The sequence below is a fragment of the Actinomycetospora endophytica genome, from assembly GCF_021026375.1.
Taxonomy (GTDB): Bacteria; Actinomycetota; Actinomycetes; order Mycobacteriales; family Pseudonocardiaceae; genus Actinomycetospora; species Actinomycetospora endophytica.
The window spans coordinates 112,856-133,354 of the sequence record NZ_JAJNDB010000007.1; the positions used below are offsets into that span (position 1 = coordinate 112,856).

Consider the following 20,499-nt stretch of genomic DNA (forward strand, 5'->3'; position numbering starts at 1 on the left):
GCCCGATCCGGACCCCGGCCCACACCGCGCGCGGTGAACCGGATCGGAGAGGATGGCCACGTGAGTGCCCCGCGTCCCGTCTCGCCCACCGTCGACGGCAGGACGGACGACCGTCCGCACGCCGACGAGATCGTCCGGATGCGTGACGTGTCCGTGCGCCGCAGCGGCAACACGTTGCTCGGCGAGGTCGGCTGGACGGTGGAGCTCGACGAGCGCTGGGTCGTGATCGGCCCGAACGGCGCGGGCAAGACGACACTGCTGCGCCTGGCCGCCGCCGAGATGCACGCGACCATCGGCACGGTCGACCTGCTCGGCGAACGCATGGGCCGCGTCAACGTCTTCGAGCTGCGCGAGCGGATCGGGCTGGCGTCGTCGAGCCTCGCGGGGCGGGTGCCGTCCGACGAGGTCGTGCTCGACGTCGTGCGCAGCGCCGGCTACGGCGTCCTCGGGACCTGGCACGAGACCTACGAGGCGATCGACGACGGCCGCGCCGAGGCGATGCTCGAGGTGCTCGGCGCGGCACCGCTGGCCGACCGCGAGTACGGCACGCTCTCCTCGGGCGAGCGCCAGCGCACCCTGCTCGCCCGCGCGCTGATGACCGACCCGGAGCTGCTGCTGCTCGACGAGCCCGCCGCGGGCCTCGACCTCGGCGGCCGGGAGGACCTGGTGGCGGGGCTGACCGCGCTCGCCGCCGACCCGGACGGTCCGACGATGGTGATGGTCACCCATCACGTCGAGGAGATCCCACCGGGCTTCACCCACGCGATGCTGTTGCGCGAGGGTCGGATCGTCGCGCAGGGCCTGCTCGACGACGTCATGACCTCGGAGAACCTCTCCACGGCGTTCGACCAGCCGCTCGAGCTGCTGAGTCGCCGTGGCCGGTTCACCGCATACCGCAAGGATTAGGCCGCAGGCCATGTGCGTGCGTTTCCGTGTCCTGACACGGAAACGCACGCACACGTCGACGAAGGAGACAAAGCTGTGACGGAGTTCGTGCGCCTCGAGGTCGACGGCGGCGTCGGCACCATCCGCCTGGACCGCCCGCCGATGAACGCGGTGAACCGGCAGGTGAACGTCGAGCTGGCGCAGGTCGCGCAGGAGGCGACCGACCGCGACGACGTGCGCGCGGTCGTCGTCTACGGCGGCGAGAAGGTGCTCGCCGCGGGCGCCGACGTGAAGGAGATGGCCGACCTCTCCTACTCGGAGATGGCCGGCCGCGCCCACGAGCTCTCGCACGGCTTCGGTGCCGTCTCGGAGATCCCGAAGCCGGTGGTGTGCGCGCTGACCGGCTACGCGCTCGGCGGCGGGTTCGAGATCGCGCTCTCCTGCGACCGTCGCATCGCCGGCGACAACGCCACCGTCGGGCTGCCCGAGATCCTGCTCGGGATCATCCCGGGCGGCGGCGGCACCCAGCGGCTCTCGCGGCTGATCGGCCCCGCCAGGGCCAAGGACCTGATCTTCAGCGGTCGCTTCGTCAAGGCCCCCGAGGCGCTCGAGCTGGGGATCGTCGACGAGATCGTGCCGCCGGACGAGGTCTACACCCGGGCGCACGCGTGGGCGTCGCAGTTCGCGAACGGCCCGACGCGCGCGCTCGCCGCGGCCAAGAAGGCCGTCGACCGCGGGCTCGGCATGGACCTGCGCGACGGGCTGGACTTCGAGTCCGAGGTCTTCGCGGCGCTGTTCGGCACCGAGGACCAGGTCATCGGCATGCGCAGCTTCGTCGAGAACGGGCCCGGCAAGGCCCAGTTCCTGGGACGCTGAGCATGGCCGCAGCACCCAACCCGCACGCGTCCCAGGCCGAGGTCGACGCCGCCCGCGACGACCCCAAGCTCGCCAACGTGCTCTACCACGACTGGGAGGCGGGCTCGTACGACGAGAAGTGGTCGATCTCGTACGACGAGCGCTGCATCACCTTCGCGGTCGACCGCTTCCGGGCGGTCTCCCCGGGCGACGAGGTCTACGAGCACGCCCTGGAGCTCGGCTGCGGCACCGGGTTCTTCCTGCTCAACCTCATGCAGGGCGGGATCGCGAAGCGTGGCACGGTCACCGACCTGTCGCCGGGCATGGTCGAGGTCGCCGTGCGCAACGCCGAGGGGCTCGGCCTCGACGTCGAGGGCCGCGTCGCCGACGCCGAGACGATCCCGATGCCCGACTCGTCGGTCGACCTCGTCGTCGGGCACGCCGTCCTGCACCACATCCCCGACCTCGACCAGGCGTTCCGCGAGATCCTCCGGGTGCTCAGGCCGGGCGGGCGGTTCGTGTTCGCGGGGGAGCCGACGAGGATCGGCGACCTCTATGCGCGCAAGCTCGGCCAGGCCACGTGGTGGGCGACGACGACGCTCACGAAGCTGCGGCCCCTGCAGGGGTGGCGGCGTCCGCAGGCCGAGCTCGACGAGTCGTCACGGGCGGCGGCGCTCGAGGCGGTCGTGGACCAGCACGTCTTCGACCCGGCGCGCCTGGAGCGGTTCGCGCTCGGCGCCGGGGCGGTCGACGTGCGGTGCGTGACCGAGGAACTCGCCGCGGCACTGTTCGGCTGGCCGGTGCGGACCTTCGAGGCCGCGGTGCCGCCGGAGAAGCTCGGCTTCCCGTGGGCGATGTTCGCCTACCGCTCCTGGCAGCGGCTCTCGTGGCTCGACGAGACGGTGCTCTCGAGGGTCGTGCCGCGCGGGCTCTTCTACAACGCGCTGGTCACCGGGGTGACGCCGGCGCCGCCGGAGTCGTTGTAGGTGCCGTACGCCTTCACGCCCGACGACGTCGGGTTCCTGACGTCGGGTGCGGGTCGCGAGGCGCTGGGGTCGCTGGTCCCGAGCGGTGATCCACTGCGCGACGTCGGGGCGGCGCGGCGGCTGGTGGGCGAGGAGCGGGCGGGGGCGCTGCTCGAGACGGCGCTGCTGCGCGCACGGGCGGTCGGGCGGTTCCCCGACGGCTGGCTGTGGACGGCCGACGCGCTGGAGCAGGCGACGGCGCTCCCGGTCGCCGAGCACCGGGCCCGTCGTCTCGCGGCGGTGGCGGCCGACCGCGTGGTGGCCGACGTGACCTGCTCGGTCGGGGTGGAGACGGCGGTGCTGTCGTCGGTGCTGGACCGGGTCGTCGGCGCCGACCTCGACCCGGTCCGCCTCGCGATGGCGCGGTGCAACGTCCCGGACGCTCGGCTGGTGCGGGCCGACGCGCTCGCGCCGGCGGTCCGACCGGGAGCGGTGCTCGTCGCGGACCCGGCGCGGCGGACGGCGGCCGGCCGTCGGGTACGCCGTCCGGAGGAGATGACGCCGCCGTTGGACGCTCTGGCCACAAGTCAGCGATGCGGCACCGCTGACGCTCAACGTCAGCCACGCCGCATCGCTGACACGGGGGACCTGGTCGTCTCCACCGCGCCCGGACTCGACTTCGCGCTCACGCCCTGGGCCCGCGAGGTCGAGCTCGTCTCGCTCGACGGCCGGGTGCGCGAGGCGGCGCTGTGGTCCGCCGGGCTGGTCGACCGTGACGGCCCCGCCCGACGGGCCACCGTCCTGCGCACCGACGGCGCCGGCTACGAGGTCACCGACGCCGACGACGACACCTGCCCGGTCCGCGAGGTCGGCACCGTCCTCGTCGACCCCGACGGTGCCGTCGTCCGCGCCGGGCTCGTCCGCCAGTACGCCGCCCGCCACGGCCTCGGCCAGCTCGATCCCCAGCTGGCCTACCTGACCGGAGACGCACCTCCTCCCGGCATCAGGTCCTTCCGCGTCGTCGAGCACGGCCCCTACACCGAGAAGGCGCTCCGGCAGACGCTGCGCCGCCGGGAGGCCGGCCGCGTCGAGATCCTCGTGCGCGGCCTCGACGTCGACCCGAACCGCCTCCGGCCCCGCCTCAAGCTCAGTGGCCCGCAGGCGGCCACCGTCGTGCTCGCCCGCGTCGGCCGGGGCGCCCGCGCTTACCTGTGCGAGCCCGCGTAGCTCCCGCGCTCCAGGTCCGCGAGCAGACCCGGTCCGCCCGGGCGCCAGCCCAGCGAGCGGGCCGCCGAGGCGTCCACCTGCTGGTCGAGCAGCAGCGGGTCGGTCATCGGACCGATCCGGCCGCGGGTCTCGTCCTCCGGTTCCGCCGCCACCCCGGCGAGACCCCGGCCGCGCGCCGCCGCCTCCGCGACCTCGCGCATCGTCGGGGACCCGTCCTCGGCCGCGAGCAGCGTGCTCCCGGCCGGCGCCGAGGTCAGGGCCAGCACGTAGAGGGCCGCGACGTCCTCGGCCGCCACCGCCGCCACGTGCTGGTCGCCGGACCCGGGGTGCAGCAGCCGGCCGTCGCGCACTGGACCGCCCGCGAGCAGCGCCGGGATACCGCGGCCCTGCCCGTAGAGGTTGGCCGGGGCGATCACCACGCTGCGGATCCCGTCCGCCGCGGCGCCGAGCACCCGGTCGTTGACCGCCGGCCGCCACGCCACGACCAGTGGCGGCGCCGTCGGGTCGTCCTCGGTGATCCCCTTCCCGCTGCCGTACACCCACGTCCCGCCGGTGTGCACGTACGCGGCGCCGCTGCCCGCCAGCGCGGGCAGCACGACGTCGAGGAACCCGCCGTCGAGCGCGGCACTGGTCGCGTCGTTCGGCGAGGCGGCATGGATGACGCCGTCCACGCCCTCGAGCAGCGGGCGGATGGTCGCGCTGTCGGTCAGGTCCCCGACGACGGCGGTGACCCCGCGCCGGGCGAGGTCGTCCGCGACCTCGGGGCGACGGACGGGGGCGACGACGTCGTGGCCGCCGGCGAGGAGGGCGGAGAGGACCGAGGAGCCGAGGAAGCCGGTCGCGCCGGTGAGCAGGACACGCATGGCGCGCCTCCTTCGTGAGAGTGAACCGTCACGAAGAAGCTAGAACCGGGATTCCTGCGAGTCAACTCTCATGATGAGGGTGGGCTCGCGAGACGGCGCCGCAGCTCGGCCCGCACCGCCGTCGCATCCGCCTCCAGCGCGACGTCGACCGGCCGGGCCACCGCGATCGCCTCGGCCCCGCGCATGTCCGCGATCGTCGACCCGCGCCCCGGCCCGGTGGAGGTGTCCACGTCGACCGGCATCGGCGTCGTCGTCACGGTGCCCGGGGTGAGTGCCTCGAGGAGCGCGACGGCGTCGTGCACGGCCATCGCGGCGTGCCCGAACCGCGCCGAGTACGCGGCGAGGTAGCTCTCCCGGGTCGACGCCAGCGCGGCGCCGATCGGCCCGGTGGTCGCCAGGTCGTCGAGCCAGTCGGCGCTGAGCGTGATCCGCATCGTGAGGTCGAGCGGGACCATCGTCGTCGGGACGTTCGACGCGGCGAGCACCCGCCGCGCGGCCTCCGGGTCGCCCCAGACGTTGAACTCGGCCGCCGCGGACACGTTGCCGCCGAACGCGATCGACCCGCCCATCAGCACGAACCGCCCGATCCGCTCCTCGAGGTCCGGGCGGGCGGAGAGCAGCGTCGCGATGTTGGTGAACGGCCCGATCGCCGCGATCGTCACCGGCTCGGTCGACGCCTCGAGCACCGACGCCATCAGCGCCACCGCCCGCAGCGACGACTCGGCCACCGGCGGGCCGAAATCAGCCGCCCGGCCGCCGAGCCCGTCGCCGCCGTGGATGTCGTCGGAGCGCTGCTCGATCGCGTGCACCAGCGGGACGCCCGCGCCGCGCCCGACCGGGACGTCCGGGCGGCCGAACGTGCCGAGCAACCGGCGGGCGTTGTCGGTGGTCCGCTCGACGTCCACGTTGCCGTGCACCGTGGTGACCGCCCGCAGGTCGGCCTCGGGGGAGAGGGCGGCGACGGCGAGGGCGAACGCGTCGTCGACGCCGGGGTCGGTGTCGACGATCAGCGGGATCATCCGTGAGCCTCCAGGAGGGCGTCGAGTTCGGCGAGGGTCGGGAGGGCGGGCTGGGCGCCCGCGCGGGTGGCGGTCAGCGCGCCCACGGCACACGCCCGCCGCAGCGCGGACCCGTCGTCGAGACCCCCGGCCAGCCCGACGGCGAGGGCGGCGGTGAACGCGTCGCCGGCGGCGGTCCCGTCGACGGCGTCGACCGGCGGCGGCACCGCGCGCGCTGCCTCCCGGCCGTACCGCAGCAGCGTCGCCCCGGACGCGCCCCGGGTCACGACGACCGCGGGCTGCGCGTCCAGGTCGGCGGTGCGGGCGAGTGCCGCGTACTCGTCGGCGTTGACCGAGAGCAGGTCGACGGTGCGCAGGACCTCCGCCGCGACGTCGCGCGCCGGGGCGGCGTTGAGCGCCGTGAACCCGGGCAACGCCATCGCGGCCGCCACGGCGTCGTCGGGAACCTCGAGCACGGTCAGCACGACGTCGGCCGTGACCCCGTCCGGCACTGTCACGGCCGCGTTGGCGCCGGCGTCGACGACGATCGTGGTCTCGCCGTCGTCGTCGACCTGGATCAGGGCGGTCCCGGTCGGGCGGTCGTCGACGGTGATCACCCGGTCGAGGTCGACGCCACCGTCGCGCAGCAGCGCCAGCGCCTCGGCGGCGAACGGGTCCGCCCCGACCGCGCCGACGAGTGAGACCTGAGCGCCCAGTCGAGCGGCGGCGAGCGCCTGGTTGGCGCCCTTGCCGCCGGGGTGGCGGGAGGCGCCGCGCGCGGGGAGCGTCTCGCCGGGTCGCGGCAGGCGCTCGACCCGGGCGACCAGGTCGAGGTTGACGCTGCCCACCACGGCGACGGTCGGCACCTGCCGGGGGCCACTCACGCGGGGCATCCTGCCGTGGCCGGAGCCGGTCCGCCGTACGCTCCGGCGGGTGAGTCGGACACGAGCTCGGTGGGCGACGCGGCACGACCCGGCGCAGGCGCGCCTGGTGTCGTGGGCGTCGGTGCGCTGGATCGTGCGGCACCGGGCGTGGACGCCGTTCTACCTGATCCGCTACTGGCGGCTGCTGCGCCTGCGCCTGCTCCACCCGCAGATCGTGCTGCGCGGGATGGTGTTCCTCGGCAAGGGCGTGACGCTGGAGTGCCGGCCCGGGCTGGCGCGGATGGAGATCGGCCGGTTCGTGCACATCGGCGACCACACGAACATCCGCTGCCACGAGGGCTCGCTGCGCATCGGCGACAAGGCGGTGTTCGGCGCCGACAACACCGTCAACTGCTACCTCGACATCGAGTTCGGCGCCTCGACGCTGCTCGCCGACTGGATCTACGTCTGCGACTTCGACCACCGCTACGAGGACATCCACACCCCGATCAAGGACCAGGGCATCGTCAAGACGCCGGTGCGGGTGGGGCCGGAGACGTGGGTCGGGACCAAGGTGTCGATCCTGCGCGGCGCCACGGTCGGGCGGGGCTGCGTGCTCGGCGCCCACGCGGTCGTGCGGGGGATCATCCCCGACTACGCGGTCGCCGTCGGCGCGCCCGCGCGGGTCGTCCGGGACCGGATCGCCGACTACGAGGCCGCCGCCTCGGAGCGCGCCGCCCTCGCGGACATCGCGCGGAAGACCGCCCGCGCGGCCGAGACGGCGCGGGACGGCTGAGCCCTAGGTCCGCCCGAACACGTTGCCGGTCGGGATCTTCGGCCGGCCGAGGACGGCCCGGTCCTCCCGACGACGGGTGCGTCGGTAGAGCGCCGCGGTGTCGGCGGCGATCGCCGGCCACGCGAAGTCGCTGGTCAGGCGCTCGCGGGCGGCGACGGCACGCCGCTGCGCCGCGCCGGGGGCGTCCAGGGCCGCGATCACCGCGGCCGCGCATCCGGCGACGTCACCCGGGTCGAACGAGAGCCCGGTGACGCCGTCGAGCACCACCTCGCCGAGTCCACCCGCCCGCGAGGCCACCAGCGGCGCGCCCGCCGCGGCCGCCTCGAGCGCGACGATCCCGAACGGCTCGTACCGGCTCGGCAGCACGACGGCGGAGGCCCGACCGAGCAGGTCGATCAGCGCCGCGTCGTCCACGTGCCCGAGCATCGTGACCGCGCGCCGGACCCGGGCCTCGCGCGCCCGGTCGGCCAGCCACCCCGCGTGCGAGCCGGTCCCCGCGACCATCAGCCGCGTGCCGGGGTGGGCGCGCCGGATCGCGGGGAGCGCGGCGATCACGTCCTGCACGCCCTTCTCCCACTCCAGGCGGCCGAACGTGACCAGGGTCGGCGAGCCCGTGGGTGAGTGGCGCCGCTCGCTCGTCAGGTGACCCGAAGGTGCCATCGCTGACGCCGGACCACCCGACCACCCGGACGCGTCGATCCCGTTGTGGATCACCGTGATCCCGTCCGGGTCGACGTCGAAGAGGCCCGCGACCTCGTCGCGCATCGCCCGCGAGCACGTCACGAGCGCGTCGGCGGCGTTCGCGAGCCACCACTCCACCGAGTGCACCTGCCGGTTGAGCGGCGCGGAGAGCCAGCCGCCGTGCCGGCCCGCCTCGGTCGCGTGGATCGTCGCGACCAGGGGCACCTCGGTGATCTCGCGCAGCGTCGTCGCGGCGTGGGCGACGAGCCAGTCGTGCGCGTGGATCACGTCCGGACGCCAGTCGCGCAGCACCAGCAGCGCCGCGCGGACCATCGCGTGCCCGAGCGCGAGCGTCCACGCCACGAGGTCGCTCGTGAACTCCAGGTGCGGCGGGTCCTCGGCGACGCGCACCACCCGCACCCCCTCGACGACGGCGTCCGTCGTCGGGTGCGTCGCCGCGTCGGTGCCGGTGGGCTGGCGGGTGAGCACGACGACGTCGTGCCCGGCCTCCGCGAGGTGCGTCGCCAGGGCGCCGACATGGCGCCCGAGCCCGCCCACGACCACCGGCGGGTACTCCCACGAGACCAGCAGCACGCGCGTCACGACGGGGCTCCCACCAGCGCACGATCCCGCGTCCGCGCCAGTCCGCGCGCGTCGAGGTGGCCGAACAGGTCGTCCTGCGCGGTGAACTGCGCCGCGCGCCGGGCGGCGTCGTCGTGGCGGCCCGCCGGGAGCAGGTCGGTGAGCTCACGGACCCGATCGCGGTGCTCGGCGGCCCGACGGCGGGCGTAGTGCGCCGCGGAGTCCTTGGTGACCATGAACGCCCAGTCCGAGGAGAGGGCCAGCGCGGCCTGGACGGCGAGGGCGTCGAGGGTGGCGTCGCGGCCGGACGAGCGCGGCACGCCGTCCACGGCGGCGAGCAGCCGGGTGGCGACGTCGGCGTTGTCGGCGACCATGTCGGAGACGGCGGTGCCCTCCCACACCCGCCAGTCCTTGCCCGAGCCCCACGACGACGCCGGCAGCACCACCGGCTCCTCGACGTGGCCGGCCTCGACCGCCCCACGCAGCGTCGTCACCCGCACCCCGGCCTCCGGCAGCCGCGTCAGGATCGCCTCGAGCCAGGCCGGGCCCTCGTGCCACCAGTGCCCGTAGAGCTCGGTGTCGTACGCGGCGACGACGAGCCCGGGCCGGCCGCGGCGCTCGCGCAGCCCCCGGAGCCGGTTCACGACGGTCGCGACGAAGTCGTCGGCGTCCCGGTCGACGGCGGCGGCAGAACGATCCGCGTCGTACGGAGCCTTCTCGGCGACCCGCCGTCCCGTCACCCGGTACGGCTTGAACCCGGAGTCGTGGTCGAACGCGTGGAAGTCGCGGTAGTCGGCGCCGCCCGGGTAGCCCGACCGCGGCGACCAGACCCGGTAGGTGACGTCGAGGTCGCGGCCGAAGGCGACGACGTCGGTGCCGTCGACCGGGTGCGCCGCCGCGGTGTCGCCGCGCATCGCCGGCCCGTCGACGAGGAAGCGGCGCACTCCGGCGGCCGCGTAGTCGTGCTCCATGCCGGGCGAGTAGCCGCACTCCGGGGCCCAGATCCCCTCCGGCGCCCGACCCAGCCGCCGCCGGGCGTCCCGCAGCCCGCCGTCGAGCAGGAACCGGCGCACCCTGCCGGGCAGCAGCGGCCCGAACGGGTGCGTCGCCGGGCCGCCGAGCAGCTCCACCGCGCCGCGGTCGGCCAGCGAGCGGAACACCGGCGAGCCCCCGTGCCGCCAGGTGTCCTCGAAGGTCCGCAGCGCCGCGGCGGCCGCGCGGTGCTCGCGGACCGCGACGTCCGGCAGCCGGCGGTGGGTGGCGTGGGCGCGCAACTGCCAGTCGGCGAGCCAGGCGTGCATCGCGCGCAGCGTGTACGGGTGGTCGAGCTGCGCGGCGAGGACCGGGGTGACGCCAAGGGTGAGCAGGTCCCGGTGGCTGCGGTCCGCGAGGCGCTGCAGGACGTCGACGACGGGCAGGTAGGAGTGCGCCCAGGCCTGGTAGAGCCAGTCCTCGCCGACCGGCCAGGCGCCGTGGCGGGCCAGCCAGGGCAGGTGGGAGTGCAGCACCAGGCAGAACGTGCCCTCGGTCCGCACTCGCCCTCCTCGTTCGTCCGGTTCGCCGCAGGTTACTCGCTGGTAGTCGGCGACGGTGCGACGGCGGCGTCTACCATGGTGGCACCGGGTTTCCACCATGGAGGAACCGATGGCGGCCCTGAACATCAAGAACGACGAGACCTACGCGCTCGCGCGCGAGCTGGCCGACGAGACGGGTGAGAGCCTGACCGAGGCCGTGACCACGGCCGTCCGTGAGCGCCTCGCCCGGCTCAAGCTCCGTGACACCGACGACGTCGAGGAGCGCGGGCGCGTGGGGTGGGCAATCGCGACAGACATGGCTGCCCGCTGGGGGCGCTACGACCCCGACGTCGATCCCACGGCCTTCCTCTACGACGAGGAGACGGGGTTGCCGCAGTGATCGTCGACTCGTCGGCGGTCATCGCCGTGCTCCGGACGGAGGACGACGCGCACAGCTATCACGACACCCTGCTCCGGGCCGGGGGCGGACGCATCTCGGCTGCGAACTACGTCGAGACCGCGCTCGTGGTGGACGGACGTGGAGACCCGGTGATGAGCCACGAGCTCGATCGCTACCTCTCGACGATGCGGGTCGAGGTCGTCGCGCTGACGCCGGAGCAGGCCCGGCTGGCGCGCGCTGCGCACCGTGACTACGGGCGAGGCTCCGGCCATCGGGCGAGACTGAACCTCGGCGACTGCTTCGCCTACGCGCTGGCCAAGGATCTCGACGAACCCCTGCTCTACAAGGGCGACGACTTCGTCCACACCGACGTCATCGCGGCCGTACCGCGCTGACCAGGAGGTCCAGCGAGGCGTCGACGTCGTCGGCGTGCAGGTCGAACTCGTCGGTCGTCACCGCCGCGACGTCGTCGGCCAGCGTCGCCGGCCAGTCCTCGCCCGAGAGCGCCAACGCGACCTGCGCGTCGATGATCGATCCGCCGTGCCGGGCGTCGCGCTCGGCGAGCCGGGCTCCGTGATGCAGGCCGCGTATCGCGATGACGTCCAGGCCGGCGCCGGTGACGAGGCCGGAGAGATCGGTCGCCGCGAGCTCGTAGGTGTGGAACGGGTTGAGCGGGCGGTCGTCCAGGACGTTGCCGGGGGAGAACGTGAGCCGGTTGGGCGTGGCGCAGTGCAGCCGCCCGCCGGGACGGAGCACGCGGGCGCACTCGCTCAGGAAGCCGGCCTGGTCCCAGAGGTGCTCGATCACCTGCAGGGTCACGACGACGTCGACCGTGGCGTCCCGCAGCGGGAGGGCCTGCAGGTCGGCGCGGGTCACGGCGACCGTGTCCCCGTAGCGGCGTGCGACGTGGGTGGCGGTCGGACCGTCCAGCTCGAGCCCGATCACCCGGTGCGCGCGCTCGGCCAGCAGCGCGGCCCCGTAGCCCTCGCCGATCCCGGCCTCGAGCACTGTCGCGTCGCGGCAGTCGTCGGCCAGGGCCTCGTACACCGCCTCGTGGCGCCGGAACCAGTAGTTCTCGTGGCTGATGCCGGGCACGGTGCGCTCCCCGGTGAGGGGCAGCGCGTCGAGGTCGGAGCTGCTCACGGTGGCGATCATCCCTGGCGGCCGCTCCCGGGGTGGACAGGTGCTCCGACGCCGGGCCGGCGTCCGCTTGTCGTGGCCTGTCGCAGCACCCCCCTCGCCTTGTCGTTGTGAATCACTGCGACAAGCCGGTGCGGTACCCGCGAGAGCCCGCGACAAGCCGAGCGACAAGCCGAGCGGCCCGCCGAGGTGCCGGCCGAGGTGCCGCCGATCAGCCGTCACCGCGTGAGCACGGAGTGCATGGTCGACCGCTGTCCGGGTGGTCCGACGAGCGAATGGGCCGTCCGCGCGGTGAGAATCACCCGCTCGGGTGGCACACGTCGCGGTCCGGGTCGCGCCGCGTGGCCGCAGAATGGACGCATGTCGACCGACGCGCGCCGAACGGTTCCTTCAGCGCGTCCGACGGTCGATCAGTCGTCCGGTGCCGGATGGGGTGCCTGGCCACCGCCGACTCCGGGTGATCGTCCGCTGTCGATGACGTCCCGCGCCGACGGCGCCGAGCACGCCGTCATGGCCACCGAGCTCGAGCAGGCCAACCGCACCGGCCAGGCGCCGATGGGCCTCTGCGGCACGGTCGTGGACCTCGCCCCGCTCGGTGCGACCGCGAAGCACGTCTGCCGCCCGTGCCGCGAGGCGGTGTCCCGGCGCGGGCGCGAGGAACGACGCGTGCCGAGCGCGCCGTGGGCGTTCCTCGTCCAGTGGTACGAGGCGCTCGTCCGTCTCCTCCGGGGAGGGCTGCGTCACCCGGCCCAGAAGGCGCTCGGTCCGGGGCTCCGCGCGCCCCTGGCGCTACCGGCCTCGCCGTCGCCTCCCGCTCCGCCGGTCCCCCTCGACCGGACGGTGCCCGCGCCGCGGCCGCGGACGTCGCCGCCGCTGCGCGCCCCGCACCCGGTCCGGGACTCGGGCGGACGTCACCGCCGCGACTGAGACCGGTGGCCGCCTCAGCGGTGGCCGCCACCCTTCCCGCGGAACTTCCCCAGCATCTCCTGGGCCTTCGCACGGTTCTTCGGGTCCTGCGCGTAGCGCTTCGCCTGGTCGGCGTACTTGCGGCCCTGCGGGCTCCTGAGGAAATCCTGGACCTTCTGGAACAGACCGGGCACGGGGCACTCCTGGGGCGCGAATCCGATGTGTCCGTTTCACAGTACGCGGCTCCGGGGGCCACTTTTGTTACCGATCAGTAGCCACCTACTACCTACTCGCGAGTAACTTGAGAGGGGTACGCCACGTCGCCCTCGGCCTCCAGTCGTGGGACAGTCGGCACGGAGCGGATCGCTACCGACGGGTAACCAAGCGTCGGTGGTCAGGGAATTCGCAGGCACAGGAGGTCACAGAGGACCCATGAACATCGTCGTGCTCATCAAGCAGGTGCCGGACACCTGGTCGGAGCGCACGCTCTCCGACGGCGACAAGACCCTCGACCGCGCCTCCTCGGACGCGGTGCTGGACGAGATCAACGAGCGCGCCGTGGAGGAGGCGCTCAAGATCAAGGAGGCCGGGGACGCCGAGGTCACCATCGTGACCGCCGGCTCCGACCGCGCTACCGACGCCGTGCGCAAGGCGCTCTCGATGGGCGCCGACAAGGCCGTCCACGTCAACGACGAGGCCATCCACGGCTCGGACGCCATCGCCACCGCCAAGGTGCTCGCCAAGGCGATCGGCACCGTCGGGGACGTCGACCTGGTCCTGGCCGGCAACGAGGCCACCGACGGTCGCAGCGGCGCCATGGCCGGGATGATCGGCGAGATCCTCGGCTGGCCCTCGCTCACCCACGCGAACGAGCTGTCCGTGGCCGACGGCACCGCCTCCGTCAAGCGCGCGACCGACGAGGGCACCTGCGACGTCACCGCCGCGCTGCCCGCCGTCGTCAGCGTCGGCGAGAAGATCAACGAGCCGCGCTACCCCTCGTTCAAGGGGATCATGGCGGCGAAGAAGAAGCCGGTGAGCGCCCTCGGCATCTCCGACCTCGGCCTCGACGCCTCGGAGGTCGGACTCGCGGGCTCGCTCGTGCAGGTCGACTCGTTCGCCCCGCGCCCGCCGAAGTCCGGCGGTCAGAAGGTCGAGGACGAGGGCGACGGCGGCGCGAAGATCGCCGAGTTCCTCGTCGGCCAGAAGCTCATCTGAGCCACCGTCAACGAGCGATAGAGGAGAACCCAGATGGCTGAAGTACTGGTCCTCGTCGACCACGTCGACGGTGAGATCAAGAAGAACACCTACGAGATGCTGACCGCGGCCCGCCGCCTCGGCGAGCCGTCCGCGGTCGTCGTCGGGACCCCGGGCACGGCCACCAAGCTGTCCGAGGGCCTCGCCGCGCACGGTGCGGAGAAGGTCTACGTCGCCGAGTCCGACGACGCGGTCAACTACCTCTCGACCCCGCAGGTCGACGTCCTGGCCGCCCTGGTCGAGCGCGTCTCGCCGCCCGCGGTGCTCGTCGCCGGCGGCGCCGACGGCCGTGAGGTCGCGGGCCGCCTGGCCGTGCGCACCAACTCCGGCTGGCTCAACGACCTCGTCGAGCTCGACGGCCAGCGCGAGGGCACCCACTCGATCTTCGGTGGCGCCTTCACGGTGCAGTCGCGGGCCACGACCGACACCGCGATCATCTCGTGGCGTGGTGGCTCGATCGAGGCCGAGGAGACCGCCGCGGCCGGCACGCAGGAGACCGTCGAGGTCCCGGCGATCGACGCGTCGCGCTCGGCCAAGGTGTCCAACCGTGCCCCGATCGTCGGTGGCGACCGCCCCGAGCTCACCGAGGCGTCCGTCGTCGTCGCCGGTGGCCGCGGTGTCGGCTCGGCCGACAACTTCAACGTCGTCGAGACCCTCGCGGACTCGCTGCACGCCGCCGTCGGTGCCTCGCGCGCCGCGGTCGACTCCGGGTACTACCCGAACCAGTTCCAGGTCGGGCAGACAGGCAAGACGGTGTCGCCGCAGCTCTACATCGCTCTCGGCATCTCCGGCGCGATCCAGCACCGCGCCGGCATGCAGACCTCGAAGACGATCGTCGCGGTCAACAAGGACCCCGAGGCCCCGATCTTCGAGATCGCCGACTTCGGCATCGTGGGCGACCTGTTCTCGGTCGCGCCGCAGCTGACCGAGGAGGTCGGCAAGCGGGCCTGACACCCGCCGGGCCGTGCGCAGCGAGGGCCCCTCCGGTCGATCTACCCGACCGGAGGGGCCCTTCGCTCGCTCCGGGTCCGGTTTCGTTGAAAGGTCATGGGAGCGCTCGACCATCCAGAGGATTACGCTCGATCGGCGATGACCTACCTCGACCACGCGGCCACCACGCCGATGCTGCCCGTGGCCGTCGCCCGCTACAGCGAGGCGCTCGGCCGCGTCGGCAACCCCTCGTCGCTGCACACCGCGGGTCGGCGCGCGCGCAAGGACGTCGAGGAGGCCCGCGAGAGCATCGCCGGCGCCGTCGGCGCGCTGCCGACCGAGGTCGTCCTGGCCACCGGCGGGACCGAGGCCGACAACCTCGCGGTCAAGGGCATCTACTGGGCCCGGCGCGAGGCCGATCCGCGGCACACCGGGGTCGTGGTGTCCGCCGTCGAGCACCACGCCGTGCTCGACGCCGCGGAGTGGCTCGCCGAGCACGAGGGCGCGACGCTGCACGTGCTCGGCGTCGACGAGACCGGCCGGGTGCACCCGTCGGCGCTGCGGGAGCTCCTGGCCGCCCATGCCGACGAGATCGCCGTCGTCAGCGTGATGTGGGCGAACAACGAGGTCGGCTCCGTCAACGACGTCCGCGCCCTGGCCGACGTCGCGCACGAGTTCGACGTCCCGCTGCACACCGACGCGGTCCAGGCCGTCGGCTCACTGCCGGTCGACTTCGCGACGTCCGGGGCCGATGCCCTGTCGCTGACCGGGCACAAGCTCGGTGGGCCGGTCGGGGTCGGAGCGCTGCTGCTGCGCCGCGACGCCTCCTGCATGCCGCTGCTGCACGGCGGTGGGCAGGAGCGCGACGTCCGGTCGGGCACGCTCGACGTCGCCGGGACCCTCTCGCTGGCCGCGGCGGTGCACGCCGCCGTCGACGACGTCCCGCGGCGGACCGTGGAGCTCGCGGGCCTGCGCGACGACCTCGTGGCCCGGCTCGTCGCGGAGGTCCCGGACGCGACGCTCAACGGGGTGCCGCTCGACGCGGCGCCGGTCGCGGGCGGCCCGGCGCGGCTGCCCGGCAACGCCCACCTGTCGTTCCCCGGCTGTGAGGGCGACAGCCTGCTCATGCTGCTCGACGCCCACGAGATCGAGTGCTCGACCGGCTCGGCCTGCACCGCCGGGGTGGCGCGTCCCTCGCACGTGCTGCTGGCGATGGGGGTCGAGGAGGCCGCCGCGCGCGGCTCGCTGCGGTTCTCGCTGGGCCACAGCTCGACGGCCGCCGACGTCGACGCGGCCGTGGCGGCGATCGGCCCCGTCGTGGAGCGCGCCCGGGGGGCGCTGGCGCGGTCATGAGGGTCCTCGCCGCCATGAGCGGCGGCGTCGACTCGGCCGTCGCCGCCGCCCGCGCCCGGGACGCCGGGCACGACGTCGTCGGGGTGCACCTCGCCCTCTCGGCGAAGCCCGCGACGATGCGCGAGGGCGCCCGCGGGTGCTGCTCGGTCGAGGACTCCCACGACGCCCGGCGGTGCGCCGACGTCCTCGACATCCCGTTCTACGTCTGGGACATGGCGGCACGGTTCACCGAGGACGTGGTCGAGCCGTTCGTCGCCGAGTACGCGGCGGGCCGCACCCCGAACCCCTGCCTGCGCTGCAACGAGAAGATCAAGTTCTCCGCCGTGCTGGACCGGGCGCTCGCGCTGGGCTTCGACGCCGTCGTCACCGGGCACTACGCGCGGCTGACCGACGGCGTGCTGCGCCGGGCCGTCGACCCCGACAAGGACCAGTCCTACGTGCTCGGCGTGCTGACCGCCGACCAGCTGGCGCACGCGATGTTCCCGCTCGGGGAGTCGCCGAAGTCCGAGGTCCGGGCCGAGGCCGCGCGGCGCGGGCTCGTCGTCGCCGAGAAGCCCGACAGCCACGACATCTGCTTCATCCCCTCCGGCGACACCCGCGGGTTCCTGGCCGACCGCCTCTCCGAGGCGCCCGGGGAGCTGGTCGACGCCGTGTCCGGGGCGGTGCTGGGTCGCCACTCCGGGGTCGCGGGCTTCACCGTCGGGCAGCGTCACGGCCTCGGTCTCCAGGCTCCGGCCGCGGACGGGCGCCCGCGCTACGTGCTGGGCATCGAGCCGGTGTCGCGCCAGGTCACCGTCGGGCCGGTCGAGGAGCTGGACGTGCACGCGCTGTCCGCGTCGGCTCCGGTCTGGCACGGCGGGCACGGGGTGACCGAGGACGTCGTCGTGCAGGTCCGGGCGCACGGCGGACTGGCGCCCGCCCGGGTCACGGTGTCCGACGACGGCCTCGAGGCCGCGCTCGCCGAGCCGCTGCGGGGTGTCGCGCCCGGGCAGGCCGTCGTCGTCTACTCCGGGGACCGCGTGCTGGGCTCGGCGACGATCACCTCGACGCGCTGAGTTTCCGCACGTCACAGCACGGGGTCGGCCCCGAGCCTATGATCGGCGGCATGGGGTTCGAGGCCGAGAACATCCGCGACTGGCTGGGGAAGAAGATCGTCGACCCCGGCGGCTCGAAGATCGGCGACATGGAGGCGGTCTACTACGACACGGCGACCGACGAGCCGACGTTCGTCACCGTCGAGCTCGGGATGATCGGCCGCAAGCGTCTCGTCTTCGTCCCGCTGCACGGCGCGACCGTGCACCCCGATCACGTCAAGGTGACCGTCGAGAAGGACCTCGCCAAGCACGCCCCGTCGATCGACACCGACGGCGAGCTGCCGGTGGAGGACGAGCCGGCGATCTTCGAGCACTACGGGATCGACTACGGGCCGCGGACGGGACGCCGCCTCGCGCGGCGGTAGCCCCGTGACCGAGGACCTCGTCGCCGGCGAACCGCGTGGCGTGCTGCGCGAGGCCCTCGCGAGCATCCACACCCAGCGGCGCTCCGACGGCGACCTCGAGATCAGCGGCGAGGTCCCGCCGGACCTCGCCGAGCCGCTGGTGCGCGCCCTGGAGCGGGTCGTGCAGGAGCTGCGCGACGACGACGAGCGCCGCGGCGCCGAGGCCCGGGACGGCGGGCAGCTGCAGGCCGACGCGTTCGTCGCCCTGCTCCTGCGCGTCACCGACCCGGACCACCGGGACTGATCCTCAGCCCTGGCGCGCCTTCCACTTCGGGTTCTGCTTGTTGATCACCAGGACGCGGCCGTGGCGGCGCACCACGCTCGACCCCGGCTTCTGCTTCAGCGCCTTGAGCGACGCACGCACCTTCATGGTCTCTCCTCTCACCAGCTCGACTTCGTGACGCCGGGCAGGTAGCCGGCGTGGGCGTACTCCCGCAGCCGCACCCGCGAGAGCCCGAAGGCCCGCAGGTGCCCGCGCGGCCGGCCGTCGACGGCGTCGCGGTTGCGGACCCGGGTCGGGCTCGCGTCGCGCGGCTGGCGCGCCAGCTCGGCGACGGCGGCGGCGCGTGCGGTGTCCGACGACGACGGATGCCGCACGATCTCCTTCAGCCCGGCCCGCCGGGCGGCGAACCGGGCGACCGTCTCGCGACGGCGGTCGTTGGCGACGATCTTGCTGCGCTTGGCCACGTCAGACCTTCTCCCCGGCCGCGCGCAGCCGCGCGACCACCGACTCGATCCCGTCCCGGTCCACCGTCCGGATGCCCTTGGTCGACAGGCGCAGCCGCACCCAGCGCCGTTCCGAGGGCAGCCAGTAGCGCCGGTCCTGGACGTTGACCGCGAAACGGCGCGGGGTGCGGACGTGCGAGTGCGAGACGTTCCGGCCCGAGCCGGGCTCGCGGCCGGTCAGCCGGCAGCTCCGCCCTGCCATCAGCGCTCCTCGCGGAAGTCGACGTGCCGGCGCACGCGCGGGTCGAACTTGCGCAGCACCAGCCGGTCGGGGTGGTTGCGACGGTTCTTGCGCGTCACGTAGGTCGTGCCGGTCCCCGCCGTCGAGCGCAGCTTCACGATCGGTCGCAGTTCGTTGCGAGCCATGGTCCCTCCCTTGTCGGTACTGATTATCATTAACGATAACCGACCGAGGAGGATTCCCGATGCCCGACCCACTCGTGCTGGTCTGCGGGGTCGACCGCGCCGCCGTGCACGCCACCGGCGAGGCGATGACCGCCACGGACCCGGCGACCGCGCTCGTGGTGCACGACCTGCGACGGCTCGGCGAGGGCGTGGTCACGCGCTCGGTGCGGCTGCCGGGGGACCGCTGGCGCACCACGGCGCTCGAGCTCGCCCACGGCTGCGTCTCCTGCACGCTGCGCGAGGACCTGCTGCCGCTGCTGCTGCGGCTCGCGGCGGACGAGACGGTCGGCCGCGTCGGGCTGCTGCTCGACCCGGGCATGGAGCCGGAGCCGGTGTGCGAGGCCCTCGCGCACCTCGTCCCGGACGGCGCCCAGGGTCCCGTCACCGACGTGCTGGACATCGCGGGCGTCGTCGCCGTCCTCGACGGGGCGACCTGGCTCGACGACGCCGGGTCGGACGATGCCCTGGCTGATCGCGAGCTCGCCCTCACCGAGGACGACGACCGCACCGTCGCCCAGATCGTCGTCGGGCACGCGGAGTTCGCCGACGTGCTCGTCGTCGTGGGCACCCCCGACCCCTGGGACCGGGTCCGGCGCGACGCGGTCCTCGCCCGCCTCGCCCCGCAGGCGCGGCGGCTCGACGCGTCGTCGGCCGCCGCGGTGCCGGACGCCACCCCGCTGCTCGCCGAGCTCCACCCCGACGCCCGCCGCGGCGTCCCCGACGATCCGCACGGCCCGCTGCTGCGCGGTCAGCCGCCGCTGGCCCGCGACGTCGGGGTGTCGTTGCTGCACGTCGGGCTGCGCACGCCGTTCCACCCGCAGCGGCTGCACGAGGCGTTCGACGTCCTGCTCACCGGCACCGTCCGGGCCCGCGGCCGGGTCTGGGTCGCGAGCCGACCCGACCAGGCGCTGTGGATCGAGTCCGCGGGCGGTGGGCTGCAGGTCGGCATGGCCGGCCGCTGGCTGGTCTCGGCCGGCGACGAGGCGTGGGAGGCCGTCGACGCCGAGCGCCGCGCCGCCGCCTCGCTGCGCTGGGACGAGCGCTGGGGCGACCGGGAGCAGCAGCTCGTGATCCTCGTCCACGACGCCGAGCCCGCGGAGGTGATCGCCGCGCTCGACCTCGCGCTGCTCACCGAGGAGGAGCTGGCCCTCGGCGAGGAGGCCTGGCGCCACTTCGACGACCCGTTCGGCACCGCCCACACCGACCCGTGCGACGAGCTCGACGGCCCGGGCACCCGCATCGACCAGACCCGAGGAGAACAGTCGTGAACGGGATCACCGTGGTGGCGTGCGGGGAGGACGCCTGCCCGCACGCCGCGGTCGCCCCCGACGGGTGCGACGACGAGCTCCGGGCGGCGATCCGCGAGACGCCGCACGGGATGCTGGTGCGCACCGGCTGCCCCCGCGGCGGGACGTGCACCGCGGGCGAGGCCTCGGCCGGCCCGCAGCTGATCGCCCAGCCCTGCGACACCGCGCGGCAGCCGACCGGGCCCGCGCTGATCGTCGGCCCGCTGCACGAGCGCGCCGACGTCGCGGAGCTGTGCGCCTGGCTGCGCTCCGGTGCGCCGCTGCCCGCGCCGACGCACCTGGTGGCCGGGATGCTGCGTGCCGTGGGGGCGCCCCGCGCCCGGTGATCACCCGGTGGGACGCTGACCGGCC

The 20,499-nt window shown here is 74.3% G+C and carries 27 protein-coding genes; 16 read left to right on the plus strand and 11 right to left on the minus strand.

What is annotated here, in order from left to right; genetic code table 11:
- Positions 1 to 138 precede the first annotated feature (138 nt).
- The 4 genes from LQ327_RS26820 (at position 139) to LQ327_RS26835 (ending at position 3,932) form a co-directional block, all read left to right on the plus strand.
- Complete coding sequence (locus LQ327_RS26820; RefSeq protein WP_230739260.1) at positions 139 to 906, plus strand: ABC transporter ATP-binding protein; 768 nt, start codon at positions 139 to 141, stop codon at positions 904 to 906.
- A 75-nt stretch (positions 907 to 981) separates the two neighbouring features.
- A complete protein-coding gene (locus LQ327_RS26825; RefSeq protein ID WP_230738880.1) occupies positions 982 to 1,761 on the plus strand; it encodes an enoyl-CoA hydratase/isomerase family protein in 780 nt (259 codons plus the stop codon).
- A 2-nt stretch (positions 1,762 to 1,763) separates the two neighbouring features.
- Positions 1,764 to 2,726, plus strand: a complete 963-nt coding sequence (locus tag LQ327_RS26830) for a class I SAM-dependent methyltransferase (protein ID WP_230738881.1) — start codon at positions 1,764 to 1,766, stop codon at positions 2,724 to 2,726.
- Positions 2,727 to 3,932: a THUMP-like domain-containing protein gene (locus tag LQ327_RS26835; protein WP_230738882.1), complete on the plus strand. Its 1,206-nt coding sequence runs from the start codon at positions 2,727 to 2,729 to the stop codon at positions 3,930 to 3,932.
- Here LQ327_RS26835 and LQ327_RS26840 read toward each other — a convergent pair.
- The 3 genes from LQ327_RS26840 to LQ327_RS26850 form a co-directional block, all read right to left on the minus strand.
- The gene (locus tag LQ327_RS26840; protein ID WP_230738883.1) at positions 3,911 to 4,795 is read right to left on the minus strand and encodes an NAD-dependent epimerase/dehydratase family protein; all 885 of its coding nucleotides are present in this window, start codon (positions 4,793 to 4,795) and stop codon (positions 3,911 to 3,913) included. The two genes, LQ327_RS26835 and LQ327_RS26840, sit on opposite strands and share 22 nt — an antisense overlap.
- 68 nt (positions 4,796 to 4,863) lie before the next feature.
- On the minus strand, positions 4,864 to 5,814 hold the full coding sequence (locus tag LQ327_RS26845; protein ID WP_230738884.1) for a nucleoside hydrolase: 951 nt from the start codon (positions 5,812 to 5,814) through the stop codon (positions 4,864 to 4,866).
- Positions 5,811 to 6,677 carry a ribokinase gene (locus tag LQ327_RS26850; protein WP_230738885.1) on the minus strand — a complete coding sequence of 289 codons (867 nt, stop codon included), beginning with the start codon at positions 6,675 to 6,677 and terminating at the stop codon, positions 5,811 to 5,813. Before LQ327_RS26850 ends, LQ327_RS26845 begins: the two co-directional genes overlap by 4 nt.
- 49 nt (positions 6,678 to 6,726) lie before the next feature.
- Here LQ327_RS26850 and LQ327_RS26855 point away from each other — a divergent pair, with 49 nt between their 5' ends.
- Positions 6,727 to 7,452 (plus strand): acyltransferase, encoded by a 726-nt coding sequence (locus LQ327_RS26855; protein ID WP_230738886.1) that lies wholly within the window; start codon positions 6,727 to 6,729, stop codon positions 7,450 to 7,452.
- A gap of 3 nt (positions 7,453 to 7,455) precedes the next feature.
- On the opposite strand, the gene LQ327_RS26860 is transcribed toward LQ327_RS26855, so the two are convergent.
- Together LQ327_RS26860 and LQ327_RS26865 are read right to left on the minus strand one after the other, a co-directional pair.
- Entirely contained in the window at positions 7,456 to 8,736 is a 1,281-nt protein-coding gene (locus LQ327_RS26860; RefSeq protein WP_230738887.1) for a glycosyltransferase family 4 protein, read from the minus strand.
- Positions 8,733 to 10,250 carry a 1,4-alpha-glucan branching protein domain-containing protein gene (locus tag LQ327_RS26865; protein WP_230738888.1) on the minus strand — a complete coding sequence of 506 codons (1,518 nt, stop codon included), beginning with the start codon at positions 10,248 to 10,250 and terminating at the stop codon, positions 8,733 to 8,735. Before LQ327_RS26865 ends, LQ327_RS26860 begins: the two co-directional genes overlap by 4 nt.
- Positions 10,251 to 10,359: 109 nt before the next feature.
- On the opposite strand from LQ327_RS26865, the gene LQ327_RS26870 reads away from it, so the two are divergent.
- Entirely contained in the window at positions 10,360 to 10,629 is a 270-nt protein-coding gene (locus LQ327_RS26870) for a type II toxin-antitoxin system VapB family antitoxin (protein WP_230738889.1), read from the plus strand.
- Positions 10,626 to 11,024, plus strand: coding sequence for a type II toxin-antitoxin system VapC family toxin (locus tag LQ327_RS26875; RefSeq protein WP_230738890.1), 399 nt, complete (start codon positions 10,626 to 10,628; stop codon positions 11,022 to 11,024). The genes LQ327_RS26870 and LQ327_RS26875 overlap by 4 nt, the downstream gene beginning before the upstream one ends.
- Here the strand turns inward: LQ327_RS26875 and LQ327_RS26880 are convergent.
- Positions 11,002 to 11,784: a class I SAM-dependent methyltransferase gene (locus tag LQ327_RS26880; RefSeq protein WP_230738891.1), complete on the minus strand. Its 783-nt coding sequence runs from the start codon at positions 11,782 to 11,784 to the stop codon at positions 11,002 to 11,004. The two genes, LQ327_RS26875 and LQ327_RS26880, sit on opposite strands and share 23 nt — an antisense overlap.
- A 459-nt stretch (positions 11,785 to 12,243) precedes the next feature.
- Between LQ327_RS26880 and LQ327_RS26885 the strand changes: the two genes are divergently transcribed.
- On the plus strand, positions 12,244 to 12,696 hold the full coding sequence (locus tag LQ327_RS26885; RefSeq protein ID WP_230738892.1) for a hypothetical protein: 453 nt from the start codon (positions 12,244 to 12,246) through the stop codon (positions 12,694 to 12,696).
- Between the two features lie 14 nt (positions 12,697 to 12,710).
- Here LQ327_RS26885 and LQ327_RS26890 read toward each other — a convergent pair whose 3' ends face one another.
- A complete protein-coding gene (locus LQ327_RS26890) occupies positions 12,711 to 12,869 on the minus strand; it encodes a hypothetical protein (RefSeq protein ID WP_230738893.1) in 159 nt (52 codons plus the stop codon).
- 238 nt (positions 12,870 to 13,107) lie between these two features.
- Here LQ327_RS26890 and LQ327_RS26895 point away from each other — a divergent pair, with 238 nt between their 5' ends.
- The 6 genes from LQ327_RS26895 to LQ327_RS26920 all read left to right on the plus strand — a co-directional run bounded on the left by LQ327_RS26895 (position 13,108) and on the right by LQ327_RS26920 (position 17,954).
- Positions 13,108 to 13,890 carry an electron transfer flavoprotein subunit beta/FixA family protein gene (locus tag LQ327_RS26895; protein ID WP_230738894.1) on the plus strand — a complete coding sequence of 261 codons (783 nt, stop codon included), beginning with the start codon at positions 13,108 to 13,110 and terminating at the stop codon, positions 13,888 to 13,890.
- A gap of 33 nt (positions 13,891 to 13,923) precedes the next feature.
- The gene (locus tag LQ327_RS26900; protein ID WP_230738895.1) at positions 13,924 to 14,880 is read left to right on the plus strand and encodes an electron transfer flavoprotein subunit alpha/FixB family protein; all 957 of its coding nucleotides are present in this window, start codon (positions 13,924 to 13,926) and stop codon (positions 14,878 to 14,880) included.
- A gap of 138 nt (positions 14,881 to 15,018) precedes the next feature.
- Positions 15,019 to 16,212 (plus strand): cysteine desulfurase family protein, encoded by a 1,194-nt coding sequence (locus tag LQ327_RS26905; protein ID WP_230738896.1) that lies wholly within the window; start codon positions 15,019 to 15,021, stop codon positions 16,210 to 16,212.
- Complete coding sequence (mnmA, locus tag LQ327_RS26910) at positions 16,209 to 17,267, plus strand: tRNA 2-thiouridine(34) synthase MnmA (RefSeq protein WP_230738897.1); 1,059 nt, start codon at positions 16,209 to 16,211, stop codon at positions 17,265 to 17,267. Before LQ327_RS26905 ends, mnmA begins: the two co-directional genes overlap by 4 nt.
- Before the next feature lie 50 nt (positions 17,268 to 17,317).
- Entirely contained in the window at positions 17,318 to 17,671 is a 354-nt protein-coding gene (locus LQ327_RS26915) for a PRC-barrel domain-containing protein (RefSeq protein WP_230738898.1), read from the plus strand.
- Positions 17,672 to 17,675: 4 nt separating this feature from the next.
- The gene (locus LQ327_RS26920; protein ID WP_230738899.1) at positions 17,676 to 17,954 is read left to right on the plus strand and encodes a hypothetical protein; all 279 of its coding nucleotides are present in this window, start codon (positions 17,676 to 17,678) and stop codon (positions 17,952 to 17,954) included.
- Between the two features lie 3 nt (positions 17,955 to 17,957).
- On the opposite strand, the gene ykgO is transcribed toward LQ327_RS26920, so the two are convergent.
- From ykgO to rpmG, 4 genes are read right to left on the minus strand one after another with little or no spacing between them, the layout of a single operon-like run.
- Positions 17,958 to 18,080, minus strand: a complete 123-nt coding sequence (gene ykgO / locus LQ327_RS26925) for a type B 50S ribosomal protein L36 (RefSeq protein WP_230738900.1) — start codon at positions 18,078 to 18,080, stop codon at positions 17,958 to 17,960.
- Between the two features lie 11 nt (positions 18,081 to 18,091).
- Positions 18,092 to 18,397 carry a 30S ribosomal protein S14 gene (rpsN, locus tag LQ327_RS26930; RefSeq protein WP_230738901.1) on the minus strand — a complete coding sequence of 102 codons (306 nt, stop codon included), beginning with the start codon at positions 18,395 to 18,397 and terminating at the stop codon, positions 18,092 to 18,094.
- A gap of 1 nt (position 18,398) precedes the next feature.
- Positions 18,399 to 18,638, minus strand: coding sequence for a 50S ribosomal protein L28 (gene rpmB / locus LQ327_RS26935; protein WP_230738902.1), 240 nt, complete (start codon positions 18,636 to 18,638; stop codon positions 18,399 to 18,401).
- Positions 18,638 to 18,802 (minus strand): 50S ribosomal protein L33, encoded by a 165-nt coding sequence (gene rpmG / locus LQ327_RS26940; RefSeq protein WP_230738903.1) that lies wholly within the window; start codon positions 18,800 to 18,802, stop codon positions 18,638 to 18,640. Before rpmG ends, rpmB begins: the two co-directional genes overlap by 1 nt.
- A gap of 59 nt (positions 18,803 to 18,861) precedes the next feature.
- Between rpmG and mrf the strand changes: the two genes are divergently transcribed.
- Together mrf and LQ327_RS26950 are read left to right on the plus strand one after the other, a co-directional pair.
- Positions 18,862 to 20,109 carry a ribosome hibernation factor-recruiting GTPase MRF gene (gene mrf, locus LQ327_RS26945; protein WP_230738904.1) on the plus strand — a complete coding sequence of 416 codons (1,248 nt, stop codon included), beginning with the start codon at positions 18,862 to 18,864 and terminating at the stop codon, positions 20,107 to 20,109.
- Positions 20,106 to 20,474 (plus strand): hypothetical protein, encoded by a 369-nt coding sequence (locus LQ327_RS26950; RefSeq protein WP_230738905.1) that lies wholly within the window; start codon positions 20,106 to 20,108, stop codon positions 20,472 to 20,474. Before mrf ends, LQ327_RS26950 begins: the two co-directional genes overlap by 4 nt.
- The last annotated feature ends 25 nt before the right edge of the window (positions 20,475 to 20,499 follow it).

Excerpts from the sequence above, each read along its gene's own strand:
- LQ327_RS26820 (WP_230739260.1), top strand. The coding sequence starts at position 139 with ATGCGTGACGTGTCCGTGCGCCGCAGCGGCAACACGTTGCTCGGCGAG.
- LQ327_RS26830 (WP_230738881.1), top strand. The coding sequence starts at position 1,764 with ATGGCCGCAGCACCCAACCCGCACGCGTCCCAGGCCGAGGTCGACGCC.
- LQ327_RS26840 (WP_230738883.1), bottom strand. The coding sequence starts at position 4,795 with ATGCGTGTCCTGCTCACCGGCGCGACCGGCTTCCTCGGCTCCTCGGTC.
- LQ327_RS26845 (WP_230738884.1), bottom strand. The coding sequence starts at position 5,814 with ATGATCCCGCTGATCGTCGACACCGACCCCGGCGTCGACGACGCGTTC.
- LQ327_RS26870 (WP_230738889.1), top strand. The coding sequence starts at position 10,360 with ATGGCGGCCCTGAACATCAAGAACGACGAGACCTACGCGCTCGCGCGC.
- LQ327_RS26880 (WP_230738891.1), bottom strand. The coding sequence starts at position 11,784 with ATGATCGCCACCGTGAGCAGCTCCGACCTCGACGCGCTGCCCCTCACC.
- LQ327_RS26885 (WP_230738892.1), top strand. The coding sequence starts at position 12,244 with ATGACGTCCCGCGCCGACGGCGCCGAGCACGCCGTCATGGCCACCGAG.
- LQ327_RS26895 (WP_230738894.1), top strand. The coding sequence starts at position 13,108 with ATGAACATCGTCGTGCTCATCAAGCAGGTGCCGGACACCTGGTCGGAG.
- LQ327_RS26900 (WP_230738895.1), top strand. The coding sequence starts at position 13,924 with ATGGCTGAAGTACTGGTCCTCGTCGACCACGTCGACGGTGAGATCAAG.
- LQ327_RS26905 (WP_230738896.1), top strand. The coding sequence starts at position 15,019 with ATGACCTACCTCGACCACGCGGCCACCACGCCGATGCTGCCCGTGGCC.
- mnmA (WP_230738897.1), top strand. The coding sequence starts at position 16,209 with ATGAGGGTCCTCGCCGCCATGAGCGGCGGCGTCGACTCGGCCGTCGCC.
- LQ327_RS26915 (WP_230738898.1), top strand. The coding sequence starts at position 17,318 with ATGGGGTTCGAGGCCGAGAACATCCGCGACTGGCTGGGGAAGAAGATC.
- ykgO (WP_230738900.1), bottom strand. The coding sequence starts at position 18,080 with ATGAAGGTGCGTGCGTCGCTCAAGGCGCTGAAGCAGAAGCCGGGGTCG.
- rpmB (WP_230738902.1), bottom strand. The coding sequence starts at position 18,638 with ATGGCAGGGCGGAGCTGCCGGCTGACCGGCCGCGAGCCCGGCTCGGGC.
- rpmG (WP_230738903.1), bottom strand. The coding sequence starts at position 18,802 with ATGGCTCGCAACGAACTGCGACCGATCGTGAAGCTGCGCTCGACGGCG.
- mrf (WP_230738904.1), top strand. The coding sequence starts at position 18,862 with ATGCCCGACCCACTCGTGCTGGTCTGCGGGGTCGACCGCGCCGCCGTG.